The sequence below is a fragment of the Flavobacterium arcticum genome, assembly GCF_003344925.1.
Lineage (GTDB): Bacteria > Bacteroidota > Bacteroidia > Flavobacteriales > Flavobacteriaceae > Flavobacterium > Flavobacterium arcticum.
Map to the genome: position 1 here is coordinate 2667720 of NZ_CP031188.1, position 20813 is coordinate 2688532.

The 20813-nt window shown below is 35.4% G+C and carries 17 protein-coding genes; 7 read left to right on the forward strand and 10 right to left on the reverse strand.

Annotation, left to right across the window (positions count from 1 at the left end; genetic code table 11):
- Positions 1 to 3: 3 nt before the first annotated feature.
- The 4 genes from folE (at position 4) to lgt (ending at position 3459) form a co-directional block, all read left to right on the forward strand.
- Positions 4 to 675, forward strand: a complete 672-nt coding sequence (gene folE / locus DVK85_RS12050; protein WP_114678677.1) for a GTP cyclohydrolase I FolE — start codon at positions 4 to 6, stop codon at positions 673 to 675.
- 37 nt (positions 676 to 712) lie between these two features.
- Positions 713 to 2194, forward strand: a complete 1482-nt coding sequence (gene cysS, locus DVK85_RS12055; protein WP_114678678.1) for a cysteine--tRNA ligase — start codon at positions 713 to 715, stop codon at positions 2192 to 2194.
- Positions 2195 to 2200: 6 nt separating this feature from the next.
- Complete coding sequence (gene yidD / locus DVK85_RS12060) at positions 2201 to 2452, forward strand: membrane protein insertion efficiency factor YidD (protein ID WP_114678679.1); 252 nt, start codon at positions 2201 to 2203, stop codon at positions 2450 to 2452.
- A 65-nt stretch (positions 2453 to 2517) separates the two neighbouring features.
- Positions 2518 to 3459 (forward strand): prolipoprotein diacylglyceryl transferase, encoded by a 942-nt coding sequence (gene lgt / locus DVK85_RS12065; protein ID WP_114678680.1) that lies wholly within the window; start codon positions 2518 to 2520, stop codon positions 3457 to 3459.
- 80 nt (positions 3460 to 3539) lie between these two features.
- Here lgt and DVK85_RS12070 read toward each other — a convergent pair whose 3' ends face one another.
- The 7 genes from DVK85_RS12070 to gyrB form a co-directional block, all read right to left on the reverse strand.
- Positions 3540 to 4340 (reverse strand): energy transducer TonB family protein, encoded by an 801-nt coding sequence (locus tag DVK85_RS12070; protein ID WP_114678681.1) that lies wholly within the window; start codon positions 4338 to 4340, stop codon positions 3540 to 3542.
- A gap of 12 nt (positions 4341 to 4352) precedes the next feature.
- A complete protein-coding gene (locus tag DVK85_RS12075; RefSeq protein WP_114678682.1) occupies positions 4353 to 4745 on the reverse strand; it encodes an ExbD/TolR family protein in 393 nt (130 codons plus the stop codon).
- A gap of 2 nt (positions 4746 to 4747) precedes the next feature.
- The gene (locus DVK85_RS12080; RefSeq protein WP_114678683.1) at positions 4748 to 5458 is read right to left on the reverse strand and encodes a MotA/TolQ/ExbB proton channel family protein; all 711 of its coding nucleotides are present in this window, start codon (positions 5456 to 5458) and stop codon (positions 4748 to 4750) included.
- A gap of 156 nt (positions 5459 to 5614) precedes the next feature.
- Positions 5615 to 8599, reverse strand: a complete 2985-nt coding sequence (gene secDF / locus DVK85_RS12085; RefSeq protein WP_114678684.1) for a protein translocase subunit SecDF — start codon at positions 8597 to 8599, stop codon at positions 5615 to 5617.
- Positions 8600 to 8739: 140 nt separating this feature from the next.
- Positions 8740 to 9675, reverse strand: a complete 936-nt coding sequence (mdh, locus tag DVK85_RS12090; protein ID WP_114678685.1) for a malate dehydrogenase — start codon at positions 9673 to 9675, stop codon at positions 8740 to 8742.
- Between the two features lie 31 nt (positions 9676 to 9706).
- A complete protein-coding gene (locus DVK85_RS12095; RefSeq protein WP_240339617.1) occupies positions 9707 to 10732 on the reverse strand; it encodes a DUF6588 family protein in 1026 nt (341 codons plus the stop codon).
- Complete coding sequence (gene gyrB / locus DVK85_RS12100) at positions 10713 to 12659, reverse strand: DNA topoisomerase (ATP-hydrolyzing) subunit B (RefSeq protein WP_114678686.1); 1947 nt, start codon at positions 12657 to 12659, stop codon at positions 10713 to 10715. Before gyrB ends, DVK85_RS12095 begins: the two co-directional genes overlap by 20 nt.
- Positions 12660 to 12904: 245 nt before the next feature.
- Between gyrB and DVK85_RS12105 the strand changes: the two genes are divergently transcribed.
- Positions 12905 to 13282 carry a hypothetical protein gene (locus tag DVK85_RS12105; RefSeq protein ID WP_114678687.1) on the forward strand — a complete coding sequence of 126 codons (378 nt, stop codon included), beginning with the start codon at positions 12905 to 12907 and terminating at the stop codon, positions 13280 to 13282.
- Here DVK85_RS12105 and DVK85_RS12110 read toward each other — a convergent pair.
- From DVK85_RS12110 to DVK85_RS12120, 3 genes are all read right to left on the reverse strand, one after another.
- The gene (locus tag DVK85_RS12110) at positions 13279 to 13731 is read right to left on the reverse strand and encodes a hypothetical protein (RefSeq protein ID WP_114678688.1); all 453 of its coding nucleotides are present in this window, start codon (positions 13729 to 13731) and stop codon (positions 13279 to 13281) included. The genes DVK85_RS12105 and DVK85_RS12110 overlap by 4 nt on opposite strands.
- Before the next feature lie 66 nt (positions 13732 to 13797).
- Positions 13798 to 15552, reverse strand: a complete 1755-nt coding sequence (locus DVK85_RS12115; protein ID WP_114678689.1) for a porin family protein — start codon at positions 15550 to 15552, stop codon at positions 13798 to 13800.
- Positions 15553 to 15583: 31 nt separating this feature from the next.
- Positions 15584 to 18598, reverse strand: coding sequence for a tetratricopeptide repeat protein (locus DVK85_RS12120; protein ID WP_114678690.1), 3015 nt, complete (start codon positions 18596 to 18598; stop codon positions 15584 to 15586).
- Positions 18599 to 18785: 187 nt separating this feature from the next.
- On the opposite strand from DVK85_RS12120, the gene DVK85_RS12125 reads away from it, so the two are divergent.
- Positions 18786 to 19469, forward strand: a complete 684-nt coding sequence (locus DVK85_RS12125) for a cell division ATP-binding protein FtsE (RefSeq protein WP_114678691.1) — start codon at positions 18786 to 18788, stop codon at positions 19467 to 19469.
- Positions 19470 to 19480: 11 nt separating this feature from the next.
- Positions 19481 to 20806, forward strand: a complete 1326-nt coding sequence (locus DVK85_RS12130; protein WP_114678692.1) for a glycosyltransferase family 39 protein — start codon at positions 19481 to 19483, stop codon at positions 20804 to 20806.
- The last annotated feature ends 7 nt before the right edge of the window (positions 20807 to 20813 follow it).

A 20813-nucleotide genomic window follows, 5' to 3' on the forward strand; every position in this document is an offset into this window, starting at 1 on the left:
TAAATGAGCCATACGGACGATATTAAAGATGGGATTGGCGAAAACCATATTGCGACAAGTGCCGAAACACCATTAAGAAAAGATGCATTTGAGCTTAGTGATGAGCAAAAAATTGAAGCCATTAAAAAGGATGTAGAGAACATATTACAGACCTTAGGTATGGATCTTACAGACGATAGTATTAAGGGCACACCTAATCGTGTAGCAAAGATGTTTGTAAAAGAGATATTTGGAGGACTAAATCCTGAGAAAAAGCCAAACTCTTCAACTTTCGAAAATAAATATAAGTATAATGAAATGCTAGTAGAAAAAAACATCACTGTTTATTCTACCTGCGAACACCACCTATTACCTATAGTAGGCAGAGCACATGTAGCTTATATTTCTAATGGTACTGTAGTAGGACTTTCTAAAATGAATCGTATTGTAGACTATTTTGCAAAACGACCTCAAGTACAAGAGCGCCTTACAATACAAATTGTGCAAGAACTTAAAAAAGTACTAAATACCGAAGATGTAGCTTGTGTTATTGATGCGAAGCATCTATGTGTAAACTCACGCGGTATTCGCGATATTGAAAGCAGCACAGTTACTGCCGAGTTTGGTGGTACATTTAAAGAGGAAAAAGTAAGACGTGAATTTTTAGATTATATTAAGCTCGATACACAGTTTTAATATATCTTGCACTACAAAAGGTTAAACTTATTATAGCATGCACTTATACCAAAATCAATCGTTAAAGATATACAACTCACTTAGCGGAGACAAAGAATTGTTTAAACCCATATACGAAGGTAATGTAGGGATGTATGTATGTGGTCCAACTGTATACAGTAATGTGCATCTTGGTAACTGCCGTACATTTATGTCTTTTGATTTGATTTTCCGTTATCTTAAACATTTAGGATACAAGGTGCGCTATGTGCGTAATATAACCGATGTTGGTCATATTGAAGATGACGCTGATGAAGGTGAAGATAAAATTGCCAAAAAAGCAAGAATAGAAAAACTTGAACCTATGGAGATTGTACAACAATACTCTATAGATTTCCATCAAATAATGGAACTATTCAACACCCTACCTCCAAGTATAGAGCCTACTGCTACAGGACATATTATAGAACAAATACAAACTATACAAACCATACTAGATAATGGCTTTGCTTATATCTCTGAAGGATCTGTTTATTTTGACGTATTAAAGTTTAACGAAAATCATAACTATGGTAAGTTAAGCGGACGTAATATAGAAGACATGATGGCTAACACGCGAGATCTTTCGGGACAGTCTGAAAAAAGAAACCCTCAAGATTTTGCACTTTGGAAGAAAGCCGAACCACAACATATTATGCGTTGGCCGTCACCTTGGGGCGATGGTTTCCCTGGTTGGCACTTAGAGTGTACTGCAATGAGCACTAAATATCTTGGTAACCAGTTTGATATACACGGTGGTGGTATGGACTTAAAATTCCCACACCATGAATGTGAAATTGCGCAGAATGAAGCTAGTACAGGGCAATCGCCAGTTAACTACTGGATGCACGCTAATATGCTTACTCTAAACGGTAAGAAAATGTCGAAATCGACTGGTAACAACATATTACCACGCGAAATATTTTCAGGTAACAATGACATATTAAGCAAAGCTTTCAGCCCATCAGTTACTCGCTTTTTTATCATGCAGGCACATTATAGAAGCATTTTAGATTTCTCTAATGATGCTATTTTAGCTGCCGAAAAAGGCTTTAACAGACTAATGGAAGCATTAGAAAACTTGAAAAGCTTAAAAACTAATAGCGCTTCATCATTAAACATTGTAAAATGGACACAATCGTGCTACGATGCTATGAATGATGATTTTAACAGCCCTATACTTATTGCTCAGCTTTTTGAAGGTGTACGCTATATTAATCTTATAAAAGATGATAAAGAAACCATTACCGCTGCCGACTTAGAGCTTTTAGCTACAACAATGAATTCTTTTGTATTTGATGTTTTAGGACTTAAAAAACAAGCAGAAAACGACAATAACAGTGATAAAATGGAAGGTGTCGTTACTATGCTCATCGGGATGCGAAATGAAGCACGTGCAAATAAAGACTTTGCACTATCTGACCAAATAAGAGATAAACTTAGTGCGCTTGGTATAGAAATTAAAGATACTAAAGAAGGTACTACTTTCTCAATACTATAAAACATTATGAAGGTAGGTAAAATAGCAATACTACCCTTTGTAGCATTGGTGCGGTTTTACCAACATGGTATCTCCCCTTTCCTGCCTTCAGCATGTAGATACTCTCCTACTTGCTCTCAATATACTATAGAAGCACTACAAACGCATGGACTTTTTAAAGGTGGATGGCTCAGCCTGAAACGTATTGCAAGTTGTAATCCTTGGGGTGGTCAAGGTTATGACCCTGTACCCGAAAAAAAATGCCCCCATAAACATTAATACTTTTTTTATGGGTAGTAGCAAGCATTTATTTAAATTTACTGCAAACTTATAACAACACTACAATGACACACGCTTTAAGCATTGTTTGGAATCCGTCCGAAGGCATAGACCTTGGCTTTTTTATGATACGCTATTACAGCCTTATGTTTGTAGTAGCCTTTGGTCTAGGATGGTTCTTAACTAAAAAGATATTTGACCGCGAAGGTGAATCAGTAGAAAAACTTGACAAACTATTTATATACACATTAATAGCAACACTTTTAGGAGCACGTCTAGGTCATGTTTTCTTTTATGATTGGGGTTATTTTAGTCAACATCCTGAGGAAATACTACTCCCTTTTAAATTAACACCTAAATTTGAGTTTACAGGCTTTGCAGGACTTGCTAGCCATGGCGCTGCTATAGCAGTTATAATTACCATGGTTTACTACAGTAAAAAAATAATACATCGCCCTTTACTTTGGGTATTAGACAGGGTTGTAATACCTGTAACCAGCGGAGGTGTTTTTGTTCGATTTGGTAACTTTATGAACTCTGAAATATTGGGAGAGAAAACAAGTCAAAGCTTACCTACAGCTGTAAAATTTGTAAGAGGAGAAGACAACCTTAATAAATATGAGGTAATGAAAACAACTGGTGTCAATAATTATAACCAAGCCTATAATTTAATTGAAAAAGACCCGCAATTTGCCGATAAACTAGCTGCTATACCTTACCGACATCCTGCACAACTGTATGAGGCAGCAGGCTATGTTATTGTATTTATAATCTTATATTATTTGTACTGGAAAACAGACGCTAGAAAAAAGCACGGACTATTATTTGGTATATTTTTATCGCTATTATGGACAGTGCGTTTTATAGTAGAGTTTGTAAAACAAAGTCAAGGAGGCTTTGAAGGAGAAAACCCAGTATTACTAACAGGGCAATGGCTTAGTTTACCATTTATACTAGTTGGTTTCTACTTTATGTTTACCGCAAAAAACAGAACCGAAACGTTATAAAAATACATATCTATTTAAACTTAAAAAGACCACCTATTTAGGTGGTCTTTTTTATTATATGCTTTTATAAAATTGCTTTATTAATCTGTAAGTTTAAAATTATAAACTATAGTACCTACTTGTTTATCTGTATCACCTTCATCAAACTTAGCACTCATTGCAGCTGCCTTAGCCTGATCTTGTAAGCACTTTGCAGTATTTGTTGTACCTCTAGCTCCTGGTGTAGCTGATATTACTTTACCACTTTTATCAACTGCTATTTGTACTACTACAACCCCCTGTTCATTACAAGTATATTTAGGGTTAGGTAAAGCTAAAGCTTTACGCCCTGCAAGGTTATACTTGCCATTACCCGTTCCAGTACTACCTCCACCGTTACCATAAGCACCATTAAGACTACCGTCAAGCTTACCTGCATCACCAGGTTTATTATCTTTACCTTGCCCACCTTCTTCTTTCCCATCCGATTTAGGACCATTTAGAATACTTGAGAGCGCATCTGTAGTACTCTTAGATGGTGTTGGAGGGGTTGGCTCAGGTTTAGGTTTTACAGGCTCTTCTTTTGGCTTTTTTTCCTCCTTAGGCTTCTCTTTGGTAATTACAGGTGCATCATCTACATCTTGTGTCAATACATCATCTACAGCAGGTGTAGGATCTGTAGGAGTAGACTCTGCAGGTTGCGGAGCAGATTTTATTGGCTCTGTAGGTTGTATATCGCCCATCCCCATATCAGTAGTACCAAAGTTTATCGCGATACCATTCTCTGGCGGCGGATCCATAAAAGACATCCCGAGAAACAGGCACAAAAGCAACAGTACCGCAAAGATTGCTGCTGTAATTGCAAATGATTTTTTTTCTTCTTTAGTCTCTAAATATTTCATAACCGCTTATTTCTATTTTGGGTCAACTGCCAGTACTATTTTATATTGGTTAGTTTGCGCTATAGCCATAACATTAACGGCTTTTTCTATAGGCACACCTTGCTCTACACGTAGTACTATGGCTTTATCTTTCGCTCCTGCCATTAACGATACTAGTTTACTTTCAAGACCCGCCTCAGTAACAGGTTCAGTATCTATATAGTACTCTAAGTCCTTTGTTATGTTTACCGATACATTTTGGTTGTTCTCCGTTCTTCCCTTTGCTTTAGGCAAGTTCAGGTCAAGCGCACTGGTAGTAACCATTGTAGAGGTAATCATAAAGAATATCAATAACAGGAATACAATATCCGTCATCGATGACATATTAAATTCAGGGGTTACCCTATTTCTACTTCTAAACTGCATAATTATACCGGATCATTTAACAGATCTAGAAACTCTACTGCTGTAGCTTCCATCTGGTTTACAATTTTATCTGTTTTCACCACAAGGTGATTGTAACCTATGTAAGCAAACACACCTACTATAAGCCCTACTACTGTAGTAGTCATAGCGGTATATATACCACCTGCAAGAAGGTCTATTTGTATTTGTCCTCCACCTTTTTCTATTTCAAAAAACACAAGTATCATACCAACTACTGTACCCAAGAAACCAATCATTGGTCCTGCTCCAGATATAGTTGCTAGTATACTAACATTTTTCTCTAACTTATATACTTCGAGCTTTCCTGCATTTTCTATAGCTGTATTAATATCTTCTAGCGGTTTACCTATTCGTGATATACCTTTCTCTACAAGACGTGACACAGGCGAATTAGTATGCTGACAAAGCAACTTAGCACTATCAAAGCGCCTATTTGTGATATGATCACGAATTTGATTCATAAAGCCCTTATCTATCTTAGATGCTTCTTTAAGCGCTAGCGTTCTTTCAATATACAAATAAATGGCTACAAACAGTAGTAACGCAAGTACTATTACAATAATCTGCCCACCAATACCGCCACTGGTTAGCAAATCCCATATGGATAATGTCTTTTCAACAGTTTCTTCTCCTCCTTCTAAAAGAGCTTCATTAGCTACTGCCAGGCTATCGGGATTTTGAATGTTTAGCATAGAAAAATATAACTTTAGATTGATTTTAAATTTAACGCTAATATAGTTTAAAAATTGCTTTTATGCACATTGTGTTTACGAACTACTAATATTGAACATAAAAAAAACCTGCTTAAATAAATAAGCAGGTTTTTTTTATATAGTAGTTATAAAAGATTACTCAGCATCTTCAGTATGCTCAGCTTCAATCATAGCTTTATCTTTATCTGATGTTGTGTCTACAACTATTGGAGTTGCAATAAACAATGATGAATATGTACCTACAAAGATACCTACAAGCATTGCAAATATAAACCCTTGTATAGACTCACCTCCGAATATAAACATGATTAACAATACAAATATTACTGTAAGCGACGTATTTATCGTCCTTGTAATTGTCGTGTTTACAGACTTGTTTACAACTTCTTTAAATGTACCTGGCATTTTGCTGGCAAGGAACTCCCTTATCCTGTCAAATACAATAACAGTGTCATTTAGTGAGTAACCAATAACAGTAAGTATCGCTGCAATAAAGTGTTGGTTCATTTCCATTTGGAATGGTGCATATTTATAGAATACTGAGTATATACCCAATACTATAATAACATCATGTGCTACTGCTGCAACTGCACCAAGACTATATTGCCATTTTCTAAAGCTTATCATAAGGTATAAGAACACCATAAGAAGTGAACCTGCTACAGCCCAATATGAATTTGTTTTAATATCATCTGCAATTGTAGGTCCCACCTTAGCCGCTTGCATAATACCTACTTTTTTACCTTCATATGTATTTACAAACTGATCGTATGTAATATCATTAGAATAGTATTTTTTAAGGTTATTATACATTATATCGTTTACCTCTTTATCGGCAGCAATACCATGCTCTTCTACTTTATACTTAGTAGTAATACGTAATTGTGAATCTTCACCAAAAACTTTAGCATCTACACTACTACCAAAGGCAGCATCAGAAGACAGATCTTTTTTAATTTCTTCAATAGGTGCTTTTTCTTCAAATCGTACTTGGAAAGTTCTACCTCCTACAAAGTCAATACCTTGATCTAAACCATTAGTAAAGAATGAAACAAAACTACCTATAATTAATATCGATGAAATAACATAAGCAATTTTCTTTTTGCTAAGGAAATCGAAATTAAAGTTTTTAAACCAGTTTTTAGATAATGAAGTATCAAAAGTAAGATTACCATTTTTACCCATATCTAGCAATATTCTTGTTACGAATATAGCAGTAAACAATGATGTAACGATACCTATAAGTAATGTAGTTGCAAAACCTTTTACAGGACCTGTACCGAATATTAAAAGTACAAGACCAGTAAGGAATGTTGTTACGTTAGCATCAGTAATAGCCGACATAGCTCCTTTCCAGCTAAATGCAATTTTAATAGCCTCATCTATCGTTCTACCAAATCGGAGTTCTTCCTTGGCTCGTTCATAAATTATAATATTAGCATCTACCGCAGTACCCATAGTAAGTACTATACCTGCAATACCAGGTAGTGTAAGTACCGCACCAATACTAGCAAGGAAACCGAAAAGGAAAAGTAAGTTAACTACAAGTGCTATATTAGCATATAAACCTGCTTTACCATAATAAATTATCATCCATAATGATATAAGTAGTAATCCTACTAAAGCAGAGTTAATACCGTTATCTATCGCTTCTTGTCCTAATGATGGTCCTACTACTTCTGATTGTATAATATCTGCAGATGCAGGAAGTTTACCTGCTCTTAATATATTAGCTAAATCTTTAGTTTCAGATACATCAAATGCACCCGATATTACAGATCTACCTCCTGAAATAGCTCCCGAAGTAACCCCTGGTGCAGAATACACTACATCGTCAAGAACTACAGCGATATATCCGCCTTCAGTATAAGCCTTACCAGTCATACGCTCCCATATTTGAGCACCTTTGGTATTCATTTGCATTTCTACAGATGGCTTACCAAGTTGTGTAAATGACTCTGATGCTCCTGTAATAACGTTCCCGCTTAATTGTGGTACATTTTGTCTATTACCCTTTAAAGCATAAAGCTCTAGCATTCCTGGATTTCTAGTTACATCTTCTTTACCCCACACAAAACGTGCATAACGCTGTTCGCCTTGCAGTGAAGCGCGAATATCTGATCTATTAAACCAGCTATTTACCTTTGCAGTATCTTTTACAGATGCGTAACCTATTACAGGACTTGTTTGATTTTGAGGAATTTGATTAGGAATAAACTTATCAAACAAAGGGTTATTACCTTTTAATGCTTCAAGAGAGTCTTTATCATCACCAAGTAATGACTCAATATCCGAAGAAGGTTCATCTTCTTTTACCTCTACATCTTCTTTTTCTTCTGTATTTTTTAGTGTTTCGTTAGCAGCAAGTAAAAAACCTTGTAGCTCGTTTATCTTATACGTTTCCCAAAACTCTAATTGCGCTGTACTTTGTAGTAATTTTTTAACACGGTCTATATCTTTAGCCCCTGGTAATTCTACTAGTATTCTTCCTGATTCGCCAAGTTTTTGGATGTTAGGTTGTACTACACCAAATTTGTCAATACGCTCAGTAAGTACTCGGAAAGCACTATCTATAGATTCGCTAACTTTTTTTCTAATAACAACTTTAACTTCTTCATCAGTCATGTTGGTATCTACACCTCCATCACTCTTAGATCCCATTACTCTATTTGTAAACAGTTCTGGCGAAGCTAATTTTATACTACCCTTAGATTCGCTATCAAAAGCGATAAAGAAAGCATCTAGGTAATCTTGATTACCTTGTCTGTCTTCTGTAGCTTTATCAAGAGCCTTGTTTAACACAGAGTTGGTAGAGTTATTAGCAAGTCCTTTGATAATATCTTTTACAGATATTTCAAGAGTAACATTGATACCTCCCTCAAGGTCAAGTCCCTTATTGATTTGTTTGTCTCTTACTTCACTGTATGTATACCCAAAAATTGGGTAAACTACTGAGTCTTTCATAGATTCAAGATAGGATAATTCCTCTTGAGCATCGCCTTTAGCGATTTCCTTAGCATCAGCTTCTATACTGTTAGAAACAAATGTGAAAGAAAGCTGGTAGATACATACTATCGCAAGTAGAATTGCGAAAAATTTAACGAGTCCCTTGTTCTGCATTGGTACTAAAAATTAATTATTCCATTTTTTAAAAACGAGCAAATATATAATTTACGTAAAGATTAAACAATTTATTTCTAAATTATATCTTAAAAAAAAGGGCTGCCCCAAGGCAGCCCGCATTATTATCATCTCACATACTATGATAACACTGATTTAAGTGCATCATTCATGTTGCGTACAGCATCGGCACTTTTAGCAAATAATGCTTTCTCTTTATCATCAAGATTTACATCTACTATAGCCTCAACACCATTTTTACCTATAAGACATGGTACTCCCATACAAATATCATTTTGTCCGTATTCGCCATCAAGCATTACAGAACATGGTATCATTTTCTTTTGGTCATTTAATATACTATCTACTAGGTAAGCTACAGATGCTCCAGGAGCATACCAAGCCGAAGTACCTAACAATCCTGTAAGTGTAGCTCCACCCACCATAGTATCGGCAGCTACTTTATCTAAAGCGTCTTGCGAAAGGAAATTAGCAACTGGACTACCGTTGTATGATGCTAGTCTTGTAAGCGGTATCATAGTAGTATCGCCATGACCACCTATAACCATACCTTGAACATCGTTAGCTGGTCTTTCAAGCGCAGTAGACAAGAAATATTTAAAACGTGAACTATCAAGCGCACCACCCATACCTATAATTCTATTTTTAGGTAATCCTGTAGCTTTCAGCGTTAAGTATGTCATTGTATCCATTGGGTTAGAAACTACTACTATTATCGCATCTGGGGAGTGTTGTAGCACGTTATCTGCAACAGATTTTACAATACCTGCATTTATACCTATAAGCTCTTCTCTTGTCATTCCTGGCTTTCTTGGTATACCTGATGTAATAACAACTACATCACTACCTGCTGTTTTAGTATAATCGCTGGTACTACCCGAAACCCTTGTGTTAAAACCTGTAGTAGTAGCACACTGCATGATATCCATAGCTTTACCTTCGGCAAAACCTTCTTTAATATCTAGTAAAACTACTTCGCTTGCAATACCTCTGTACGATATTACATCTGCACAGGTTGCTCCTACATTACCGGCTCCTACAATTGTAACTTTCATATTAAAATGTCTTTTTGTGTTGATTAATTTTTTAAAATAAATATTGTAAAGAAATATTTGTGTTTACAAATTTACCAAAAGCAAGTATAGATTGCACAGAAAAATTATTAAATTTATAAGAAATCGATGCTTCTCCTATATAATTCACTCTTGTTTTATATATTTCTTCTAGTCGAGTATTAAGAACTTGCTGCAAAGGCATTATCTCTTCTATACTTCCTTTCTCTCCCCCTACCTTATATTTTACATCACTTGTATTGATTATAAAACCAGTCATAACTTCAAATTTACCTAGCTCTTTAGAACCATTTATTTGAAACTGCCAAGTATCTACCAAACCATTTATCTCGCTTATACCTAACGTACCGTAATCTGTTTCGATATCTAAAAAATTAAACGAAACATCTTCTTTAGAATAAGCAGCGAGTACTGCTAAGTGGATTTTTTTAGTTTCTAAGCGTTTAAAATATTGACTAATATTATGCTTTATACCAAAACCATATACCTGATAGTTACTCTTTTTAAGTTTTACTTTAGTAGAATATTTAGCCACTATCTCTGTACCGTGCCACAATGCAATAGAACCTTGTAAGTAAGGGTAAACCACAGTTTGCATATTGATACCCTGTGGCGTTTCTAGACGGACTTCACTATCACCTAGCATCCCTGTTAAGTATGCCTGATTTTTATTACCCAAAGCAGTAGGTACAGTAGCCGATGTTCCTTCTTCTAACTGAAAAAAAGCAAAATCGCTGTTATGAATAGTAAACTCTCTATCGCGTTGTGGCGTAACAAAAATATTAGTGTGCAATCCGATAGAAACATCCCATAATTCGCGAGCTTTAGGCGAGGTTATCCAGCCTGATGATGACTGATATACAGCAGCATCAGTAGCAGGAGTTACATATTGATCAGAAAAAAAAAGGGCATCGTCTATAAGATGCCCCATTTGTTCTATAACAACCATATCAGATTGCGCCACAGCTTTGTTTGCAACAACAAACAAAGCTAAAGCTAACAACCCTTTAAGTAATGACTTACGCGTCAATGTTTGCATAAGCTGCATTTTTCTCTATAAACTCTCTTCTTGGTGGTACTTCGTCTCCCATTAGCATAGAAAATATACTATCTGCCTCAGCAAGACTATCTATATTTACTTGACGAAGTGTTCTAAACTCAGGATCCATAGTAGTATCCCAAAGCTGCTCTGCATTCATCTCTCCAAGACCTTTATAACGTTGTATACCTGCACTACCACCCATTCTTTCATTAATCATATCGCGCTGATTGTCTGTCCAAGCATATTCTTTCTTACTTCCTTTTTTAACAAGGTATAAAGGCGGAGTAGCAATGTATACGTGCCCTCCCTCTATAAGCTCTTTCATAAAACGGAAGAAGAAAGTAAGTATTAACGTAGAAATGTGACTACCATCAACATCGGCATCACACATAATAACTACTTTATGATACCGTAGTTTTTCAAGGTTAAGCGCCTTACTATCATCTGTAGTACCTACAGTTACACCTAGTGCTGTAAATATGTTACGTATCTCTTCGTTCTCAAACACTTTATGCGGCATAGCTTTCTCTACATTAAGAATCTTACCTCTTAATGGTAATATTGCCTGAAATGCTCTATCACGCCCTTGCTTAGCTGTACCACCTGCCGAATCTCCCTCGACAAGGAATATTTCGCATTTTGCAGGATCTTGCTCTGAACAGTCAGATAATTTACCTGGAAGTCCACCACCACCCATTACGGTTTTACGCTGCACCATTTCACGTGCTTTTTTAGCAGCGTGACGTGCTTGTGCAGCCAATATTACTTTTTGTACTATTAGCTTAGCGTCATTAGGGTTCTCTTCAAGATAGTTCTCTAGCATTTCAGATACTGCCTGACTTACTGGTGCTACTACCTCACGGTTACCTAACTTGGTTTTGGTTTGCCCTTCAAACTGTGGCTCTTGTACTTTTACCGATACAATAGCAGTAAGTCCTTCACGGAAATCATCGCCAGCTATCTCAAATTTCAGCTTATCAAGCAATCCTGAGCTATCGGCATATTTTTTAAGGGTATTGGTAAGACCTCTTCTAAAACCAGATAGGTGTGTACCTCCCTCGTGCGTATTAATATTATTTACATAAGAGAAAATATTCTCGCTGTAACTTGTATTGTATATCAATGCAACCTCAACAGGTATATCGCCCTTATCTGTCTCCATGCTTATTACATGAGAGATAATAGGCTCGCGATTACCATCTAGAAACTTTACAAATTCTTTAAGACCTTCATCTGAATGAAAAGCTTCTGACAAGAATTCACCTTTATCATCTTTCTCTCTCTTATCTGTAAGCGTTACCGTAATTCCTTTATTAAGGAAGGAAAGTTCGCGCATACGTGATGCAAGAGTATCATAAGAGTAATCTGTTGATTGTGTAAATATAGTATCATCAGGATAAAACGTTTGTAACGTACCTCTTTTATCCGTTGTACCTACCTGTTTTACAGGATAAAGCGACTTTCCTCTTTCATACTCCTGCTCATAGATTTTACCATCGCGGTACACTGTAGATTTCATGTGCTTAGAAAGCGCATTTACTACCGATACACCAACTCCGTGTAAACCTCCAGAAACTTTATATGAGTCTTTATCAAACTTACCACCAGCACCAATTTTGGTCATTACTACCTCTAGTGCCGATATGCCTTCTTTTTCATGTAAATCTACAGGGATACCACGACCATTATCTTCAACAGTTACAGAACCGTCTTCATTAATAGTTACACCAATAGTATCGCAATAGCCTCCCATTGCCTCATCAATAGAGTTATCAACAACCTCATACACTAAATGGTGTAAACCACGCACACCAACATCGCCAATATACATTGAAGGACGCATTCTTACATGCTCCATACCCTCAAGGGCTTGAATACTGGATGCTGAATAACTATCTTTCTTTATTTCTTCACTTTCACTCATAAAAAACGGGTCTTATCGAAATTTTAAGTTTAACGAACAAATATAACAAAACACGAAGGATTATTAGGTAAAAAGCCTCTTTTTAGCTTTTAAGTTATTAACAATTTATTAATAATTGATGCCGATTAGACAATAACATTAATAAGATTAGAAAGAAGATAATATTAAGTGTGCGAATTTTTAAGTGAATACTCAAAAAGATTAATTTTGGGTATTATTTTTACAATAAAACCGTAACAGACACTATGAAATTAAAAATGTTAATCTCTATAAAGTTTGTGATACATATTACTGGCTTAGTTGCAATGTATTTTATTATAATGCCAGCAATAGATTATTATCATGATCTTGAGCATGAAAATGAAAGACTTTGGAAATTAACTGAATTGAATAGCAAATTGGATAACCCTGATTACAAAGACCCTAGAAACCAAACTGCTATTTTAGAAGAAATAGACTTCTTAACACTGAGAATAACTAGAATTGACAAGAGAGTTGATGCTAGTGACAGAATATTTTATCTGATGATTTTTATATATTTGTTTAGCGCTATATCTAATTCATTAGAAAATAAAATTAATGAGATTAAAGCAGCAACAAACGACACAGGGGAATTACTCTAAGTAATAGATTCTATTACATACTGTGTTCCGCTTATTTCGAAACTGCCTCCTGTTTCCATTCCCATAATTTTAGTACCTAACGGTGACTGAGGGGAAAGCGCAATTATAGTGCAACCATCTACTATTATTTTTGGCAAAGCAAGACTAACAAACAAATACATATTGTTAGCTTTTACCAAACTTCCTACTGCTATTTTTTTGTGTAAAGCATCGGCATCTAGTTTATTAAGAAATGCTTTTTGCGTAAGTATCTCACTTAGTTTAGCATTTAGCTTTTCCTGCTCTAAATGCATCATTGATAAGGCTGTTTCGTGCTTATCGCCTGCCGAGCCTTTAGCATCGTTTGCTGCATCTTCGGTAAGTGCTGCTATCATATCCCTGAAAGCATCTTCCTTATCCTGTACTTGTTGCTTGTAATAGCTAATTACTTTTTGTTTTAGTTCCTGCATAATAGTAAACAAAAAACCTACAGGTTTTGTAAATCCTGTAGGTTGATATTTTTAAGTATCTTGATTTTAGAAATTAAATTTATATGATGCTCCCAACATGAACTGAAATCCTTGTACTGGGTAACTTGACCATCTTTCATAATCCTGACTAGCTATGTTATTCAGCTTTAAGAAACCTGTAAGGCGTTCGTTATACCTATATCCTACATTGGCGTTAATATCAAAATAGCTATCTAATGTTACCACATCTGAAAAGCTTTGTACTGCCGGGTCAAAATCTCCTACTGAAACAAAGTCTTTTCTTTCGCCTACAAAAAATAGGTTCGCACCCGCATACCATTTCTCGGTAATATCTACATCAACATTTGCTGATACTTTTAACTCTGGCAAATTCCAAGCCTCCATTTGGTCGGTATCATAGCTGTAATACGTTCCGCTTATACCTGCACTTACCTTTTTAGAAAAATCAGCTTTCAGCTCTCCGAAGAAGCTAATAGTTTTTAATTTATCATATATAACCCCAAAAGAGTTTCCGTATTGATACCCCTCTAAACCTGTAGCAACAGGACTAAAAAAGGAGTTACTTAAAAAAAATGCTTTGTCAGCTTCATTCATATATGACCCTCGAACGTTATAAGCTACATTACTAGCCAGTTTCCCTTTAAGACCTACATACATATCATATTGCTGGTCAGTAGGTGCCATAGCAAGCGTTGGAGAAACAAATGGGTTTTGAGAAACAAACTCTTCATACGAGTTTTGTTTAAGCGTACCCTCAGCGCCTGCGTAGGCTACCATAAGATCGCCCACTACTTTATAGGATGCTTTTACCTGCGGATACACATAAAACTTACTATCGTTCGCATCGTTTACTTTACCCATACTGTAAAACAGCCCCGCGCCTAAGTTTACCGAAAAATCATCTCTTTGAAATAATATACTTGGCTGTGCACCTATGTTAAAGTAATTATATTTTTGCTCTTCGGTAATATTGTTGTTTTGAGCGAAAGTTGTACCCACATAATCAACAACAAAACCTAGTTTTATTTTTTCGTCTAATACACTTACATCAAATGATGGCTTTAATACAAATCTATTCTCTGCCGAATCGAAAGCATCCCAAAATCGTTTGTACTGTAATGAAGCATCCTTAAAGATACTTTGTTTCATACTTATATTACCGCCTATTTTTAGGGTATTATACTTCTGTTGCTCATCAATTCCTGCAATAACATCTTCAGTAAATGTTGTATATTCTAACGGAAGTCCATACCAGTTATATACTTGGTTTTGATACCCTAAATCGGCATTCCATGTATACCCCTGTTGTCTGTTACCATACGTAAGGTCTATACCTGTGTTGTAGTACTGGTCGTCTAGCACTACACCGTCTATACCGCCTTGCGAAGAAAGGTGACGCAGCATACCGCCCACATATTCGTTACGGCTTATATTTTCAGTAACAAAAAGCTCCGCGTTTATAGTCCCATAGTTTCCTATACCCAGCGTAGCATAATTATTAAACAACTTTTCACGCTTAGGGCGTTCTACTCCTGCTGCCCTACCTTTTGATGGTGTAAAAGTAGAAGCTACAGGGAAAGAGAATATATTATATTCTATAGCCTCTTTCTGCATATTCTCGTCATCCTCTATTACAGGTGTTTCTTTTACCTTAAAAGCATCAGATATGGTAGGGGTATATGGTTTTACCACATTTACTACCTCTGTTCCTATATTCTCGTCCTTCTTTTGTGCAAAAGTGGTTTGAAAAGCACCTAATGCAACAATTACGGCTATTTTATATTCAAATTTGATCTTCATAGTCAATACTGTAAGATGGCTTAAATTAAAATTAGTTTTGGATAGATGAGTTACGTTTAGCTTCTTCAGCTTTAATAGTATCTAGCTCTTTTTGAGCTTCTTCTATCACATCAGAGTAATCGGTAAAATTTTTAATAATACTTTCCAATATATAAGTAGCTTGGAAACTGTCTTTTAAACCATAAAAGTTTTTTGCCATTATAATAAGCCCTTTAGCCCCGAAATATTTATACCCCGAATAGTCTTTAGAAAGTTTTTGCACCGATGCATTCGAAGCGTCATACTTTGCTTCTTTATTTTTAAAATAAGCATCATAATACAATGCCTCTGCTGCAAGTTCTCCTTTAGCTATCGTTAACAGTTTAGCATACGCTGCTTTGGCTTTATCCTCATTATTAGTTTTGATAGCCGAACGTGCAATAATAATTTGCGCATCACTTTTTATCCTGTCCTCTATCTTGTCATTCGCCATTACCTTATCGGCATATACTACGGCATTAGTATAATCTTTTTGATCATAATAACTTTTCATAAGGTTAGACTGGGCAAACGTTACGTTTTGCGGAAATTCAGCTTCTGTTTCCAGTCTTTTCAGTACCGGGATAGCTTTCGCATAATCGTTCTTTTTAAGATGTATCTGCGACAACCTTGCCAATGCCTGCTCGGTAAACTCGTTTCGTGCCTTAGAAATTACATACTCATAATGCGGTATTGAGTTATTTTCAAGCCCGTCAGCAAAATATGCCTGTGCCAAATAGAAGTTTGCCTTTAACGATGATATCCCGTTCGGGAACTTAGCAATATAACTAGTAAGCGATGATATAGCCTGTTTAATATTGTTTTGTAAATATTGTTTTTCGGCAGATTCAAACGCAGTATTATCAAGGTCGGCATCCGTTACATCAACAAAGTTGAGCGTTTTCACCCACGTTGCATATTCATCAGTACGTCCGCTATCTACATAAATAAGTCTTGCTGTAGATACTGCTTCCATCGCCTCTGGTGTGTTCGGGAAATCGGCAACTACTTTTTTAAACTTAGCAAGTGCTTTATTATCATCCTGTGCATTATAGTATATCAGTGCTTGGCGCATTAATGTCTTTGACACATACGAACTTGTTTTATAATCATTAACCAACTTGTCATACGTTTGTAGTGCTTTACTTGTATTGTTTTCACTAACATACGTATTACCTAATTCATAAAGTGCATCATCTGCATATTTAGACTGCGGGTACGACTGTGTAAACTTGATAAGGTCTTCTATCTTCTTTTCATTTCTTGCTACAAAACCATAGCTGATTGCTTTTTGGAATAAGGCATAATCGGCATCAATGCCTTTCATCTCTATTGCCTTGTTGTAAGCTTCCATAGCTGGCCAATATTTACCTGACACAAACTGACTATCACCTAAACGCAGGTAAGCATCATTTAATCTTACATTATCATTTTTAGATAAAGCTATATACGACTGAAAATAGGTTGCCGCCTGCTCATACTCTTTTAACTTGAAATAGGTATATGCTAGGTTATAATTTATATTCTTATACTCAGGTGTCGATTTTGCTTCGGCAAATTGCATAAACTGCTTAAAGCTTAGTAATGCTTCGTTAAACTGATTTAAAACATACTCTGTTTCTCCTTTCCAAAAAGTAGCACGTGCCGTAAAACGAGCATCACGTTGTTCACTAATCGATTTTTTAAACAATATTGATGCTTCTTTATAACTACCATCAGTATATAACTCCATACCTCTGTAAAAAGCAACTTTTTGGTAGGCTAACCTATTTTCTGGTGATTTGTTTTTTTCTAAAAGTACTAGTGCTTCTTTATAGTTTTTAGAAGTAATGTATGAACTAATAAGTAGGTTTTGTACTTCCTGCTTAAATGGCGTTTCCGGATATTTTGACAAAAATGTATTTAGTACTTCTGGTACACTTTGATAAGGATTACCTATCTCGTAACTTAACTTGGAATAGTTAAGGTAAGCATCTTCTTGTATCTTGGCATCAAAATCCATTTCAGATGCATTCTTGAAGGCATTAAGCGCCTGTTGCTTTTTACCTGTTTTAAGGTAACTTTCTCCTAAATGGTAGTAAGCATTTTGCGCTACGGCATCATTACCTCCCACTATTTTATTAAACTCAGCTATTGCGCTTTCATAATCGCCTTGTTTGTAATAAGCATACCCTAACTGGTAAAAATCAGTATTATTCCATTTTCCTTTTTTGCCTTTATATTCTTTTAAATAAGGAATAGCTTTATCATATTGCTTTAAGTTAAAATAACTTTCCCCTATTATCTTGTTAAGTTCTGACCTTTCGGCAGGGCTTGATTTCGCCAATTGTGGTTCACCAAGATCTATAGCCTTTTGGAAGTTACCCAACTTAAAGTTCATGTCTGCCTGAAAGTAAGACATTTTCTCTTTATACTGTTCTTGGTCTTCTACCTGACCAAAGTACTGGTTAGCATCTTTATAATTATCACTCTCATAGGCTATAAAACCAAGATAATACTTAGCCTGAGAGCCATATTCTTTAGAGTTTAAAACCTTATTAAAGTATTTATCTGCTTGTTTTTTATCGCCTGCATTAAAATAGCCATATCCTTTCTGAAAATTATAACGTTCCCTGTCGGCATTGCTCATATCAGCTTCATTAACCTTGTCAAACCATTTTAGCGCCTGTGCATATTTACCTTGGTTAAAGTAATAGCTTGCCACCTCTATATAGGCTTGATTTTGCTTGGTACTAGTAGGATAGTCTTCAACAAAATCTTCCATAAGCATATCGGCATTCAACTGGTTAAGACGAATAGCACAATTAGCAATATAGTAAGCACAGTCTGCCTGTACCTCCATATCCTTATTCTCTTTTTTTGTTGTTTCAAAAAGTATTTGTGCTGCCTGATACTGCTTATCATTGTATAGGCTAACCCCTCTATCAAAGTCTTTAAGCTCGTGGGTATAAATGGTAGATTGTTGTGCTGAAAGGTTGAAACCATAAAGCGACACCGCAACTAGTAGTAGCCTGTTTAATCTGCGCATATTTCTCATTTTATTAGGATAGCCAAATATATCAATTCTTATTTGTATTTAACGGATGTTTTACTGGTTTTAGTATTCCTTTAATAAATTTAGCAATAGTAGTATTAACGTTACTACTAGCTATAAAATAAAATTTTGAATACAGCCGTTATCTTACTACTTTTACCAAACTAAATTAACCATAATCATGTCTCAGCCCGTACTATCGTTACAAGATGTTACCATATATCAAGATAATAATGCCGTACTTACTAATATAAGCCTAGAGGTCAATCATGGCGAGTTTATATACATTATCGGGAAAACCGGTACGGGAAAGAGTAGTTTTATGAAAACGCTTTATGGCGACCTTCCGCTAAAACAGGGTAAAGGGACTTTTGTAGATTATGATCTTGCAAAGCTAAGAGAACGTGATATACCCTATTTACGCCGAAAAATAGGTATTGTATTCCAAGACTTCAAACTGCTTCCTGATAGAAATGTATTTGATAACTTGCTGTTTGTGCTAAAAGCTACAGGATGGAGCGAAAAGCGCGAAATGGAGGTAAAAATAAATGAAGTACTAGATAAAGTAGGTATGAAAACCGCTGTGCATAAAATGCCGCATCAAGTATCAGGTGGTGAGCAACAAAGAATTGCTGTAGCGCGCGCTTTGCTTAATGACCCCGAGGTTATTATTGCCGATGAGCCTACTGGTAACCTAGACCCACAAACAAGCGTAGAGGTAATGCAACTGCTAAGGGAAATAAACCAAAATGGTAAAACCATTATTATGGCTACGCATGATTATGCTTTGCTTATGAAATTCCCTTCTAAAACACTAAAATGCGATGGAGGTACACTTTTCGAAGTAGTGCAGCGCACTGTATAAATTAACCATTAATGACGTTTAAAAACATTAAAAAATCCCTTACAGGAAGACCTATAACCACTATCGTTTTATTTGGTATTCTTGTACGATTACTTCTAGTAGCCCTATATTGGCATGTTACTATTTTCCCCGACTCAAGTGACTATATACAATTATCTGAGCAGCTTATAAAACTGGATCTTACGGAGCATAATGGTATTCGTACTCTAGGTTACCCTCTTTTGCTATTTCTTGCAAATAATTACTTTCCTACTGTAGTATTTATACAGTTTATAATAGGTATTATTACATCTATATATTTATACAAAATAATGCTACTGCTCAATTTCAGGAAAAATATAGCGCTTATAGTAACACTTATAGTAAGTAGTTTTATACATTCTTTATTTTATGAAACTAATATATTAACAGAGACGCTAACACTATTTTTTATAGCACTCATATTCTATACTACTCTTAAAATATTTTTCTATAAAAACACTTGGAAACACTTATTGATATTAGGCTTTCTGCTTGGCTATCTCGTGCTAATAAAACCTTTTTATGTATTTCTCCCCTTTTTAATTTATGGGCTATATACACTAAAAGATTTCAGGTTTAATAGAATAATTAATCGTACGATGATTATTCTTGTTTTCCCTATAATTGCCTTATTATCTTGCTGCTACATGAACTATATAAATAGTGGTAAATTTGTTTCTACTTCAATATATGGCTTCTATTCAGCCCAAAACTGTGTATATTATGCTGAAAAAGGACCTGAAGAATATTCCGACATAATTAACGTCTATGTAAAACATCGTGAGGAAGTAATTAAAAACGAAGAGGATGTAGCCATGACGATATGGAGTGCTAAAGAGGAAATGCATGAAAAAACGGGGCTTAATCTTATTGAATTATCTGATAGACTAAATGATTATGGTAAAACTACAATTATTCAAAACCCTCTAAATTACTTTAAACAGGTATTGCTTTCATGGCGTGAATTTTGGAAGAATTCTATCTATTGGAGTTATGAATCTTTTAATTTTAAATATGCTAACAAAGCATGTATAGCGGTATGGTACTTAGATAGTTTTATATTGCAAATAGTAAAAATACTTTTTTTATTGATTATTCCTTATCACTTGTTCCTCTATATAAAAAACAGGAAAATGACTCCCGAATTTATTATTGTGGTATTTGTGTTTGCTACATCTTTAATGCAGGCTCTAGTCACTTTCGGGACAAATTCACGATATAGTTATCCTTTCGAATTTTTGATGGTTATCGCTTTACTACTTACTTTTAGACCTTTTATAGAAAAAATTATCAAACAGCCGTTGTTAAAAACTTAAAATAATT

Coding starts and splice junctions, on each gene's coding strand:
- folE (WP_114678677.1), top strand. CDS start 4: ATGAGCCATACGGACGATATTAAAGATGGGATTGGCGAAAACCATATT.
- mdh (WP_114678685.1), bottom strand. CDS start 9,675: ATGAAAGTTACAATTGTAGGAGCCGGTAATGTAGGAGCAACCTGTGCA.
- DVK85_RS12095 (WP_240339617.1), bottom strand. CDS start 10,732: ATGCAAACATTGACGCGTAAGTCATTACTTAAAGGGTTGTTAGCTTTA.
- secDF (WP_114678684.1), bottom strand. CDS start 8,599: ATGCAGAACAAGGGACTCGTTAAATTTTTCGCAATTCTACTTGCGATA.
- DVK85_RS12120 (WP_114678690.1), bottom strand. CDS start 18,598: ATGCGCAGATTAAACAGGCTACTACTAGTTGCGGTGTCGCTTTATGGT.
- DVK85_RS12130 (WP_114678692.1), top strand. CDS start 19,481: ATGACGTTTAAAAACATTAAAAAATCCCTTACAGGAAGACCTATAACC.
- DVK85_RS12105 (WP_114678687.1), top strand. CDS start 12,905: ATGAAATTAAAAATGTTAATCTCTATAAAGTTTGTGATACATATTACT.
- gyrB (WP_114678686.1), bottom strand. CDS start 12,659: ATGAGTGAAAGTGAAGAAATAAAGAAAGATAGTTATTCAGCATCCAGT.
- yidD (WP_114678679.1), top strand. CDS start 2,201: ATGAAGGTAGGTAAAATAGCAATACTACCCTTTGTAGCATTGGTGCGG.
- DVK85_RS12115 (WP_114678689.1), bottom strand. CDS start 15,552: ATGAAGATCAAATTTGAATATAAAATAGCCGTAATTGTTGCATTAGGT.
- DVK85_RS12075 (WP_114678682.1), bottom strand. CDS start 4,745: ATGCAGTTTAGAAGTAGAAATAGGGTAACCCCTGAATTTAATATGTCA.
- DVK85_RS12125 (WP_114678691.1), top strand. CDS start 18,786: ATGTCTCAGCCCGTACTATCGTTACAAGATGTTACCATATATCAAGAT.
- lgt (WP_114678680.1), top strand. CDS start 2,518: ATGACACACGCTTTAAGCATTGTTTGGAATCCGTCCGAAGGCATAGAC.
- DVK85_RS12080 (WP_114678683.1), bottom strand. CDS start 5,458: ATGCTAAACATTCAAAATCCCGATAGCCTGGCAGTAGCTAATGAAGCT.
- DVK85_RS12110 (WP_114678688.1), bottom strand. CDS start 13,731: ATGCAGGAACTAAAACAAAAAGTAATTAGCTATTACAAGCAACAAGTA.
- DVK85_RS12070 (WP_114678681.1), bottom strand. CDS start 4,340: ATGAAATATTTAGAGACTAAAGAAGAAAAAAAATCATTTGCAATTACA.
- cysS (WP_114678678.1), top strand. CDS start 713: ATGCACTTATACCAAAATCAATCGTTAAAGATATACAACTCACTTAGC.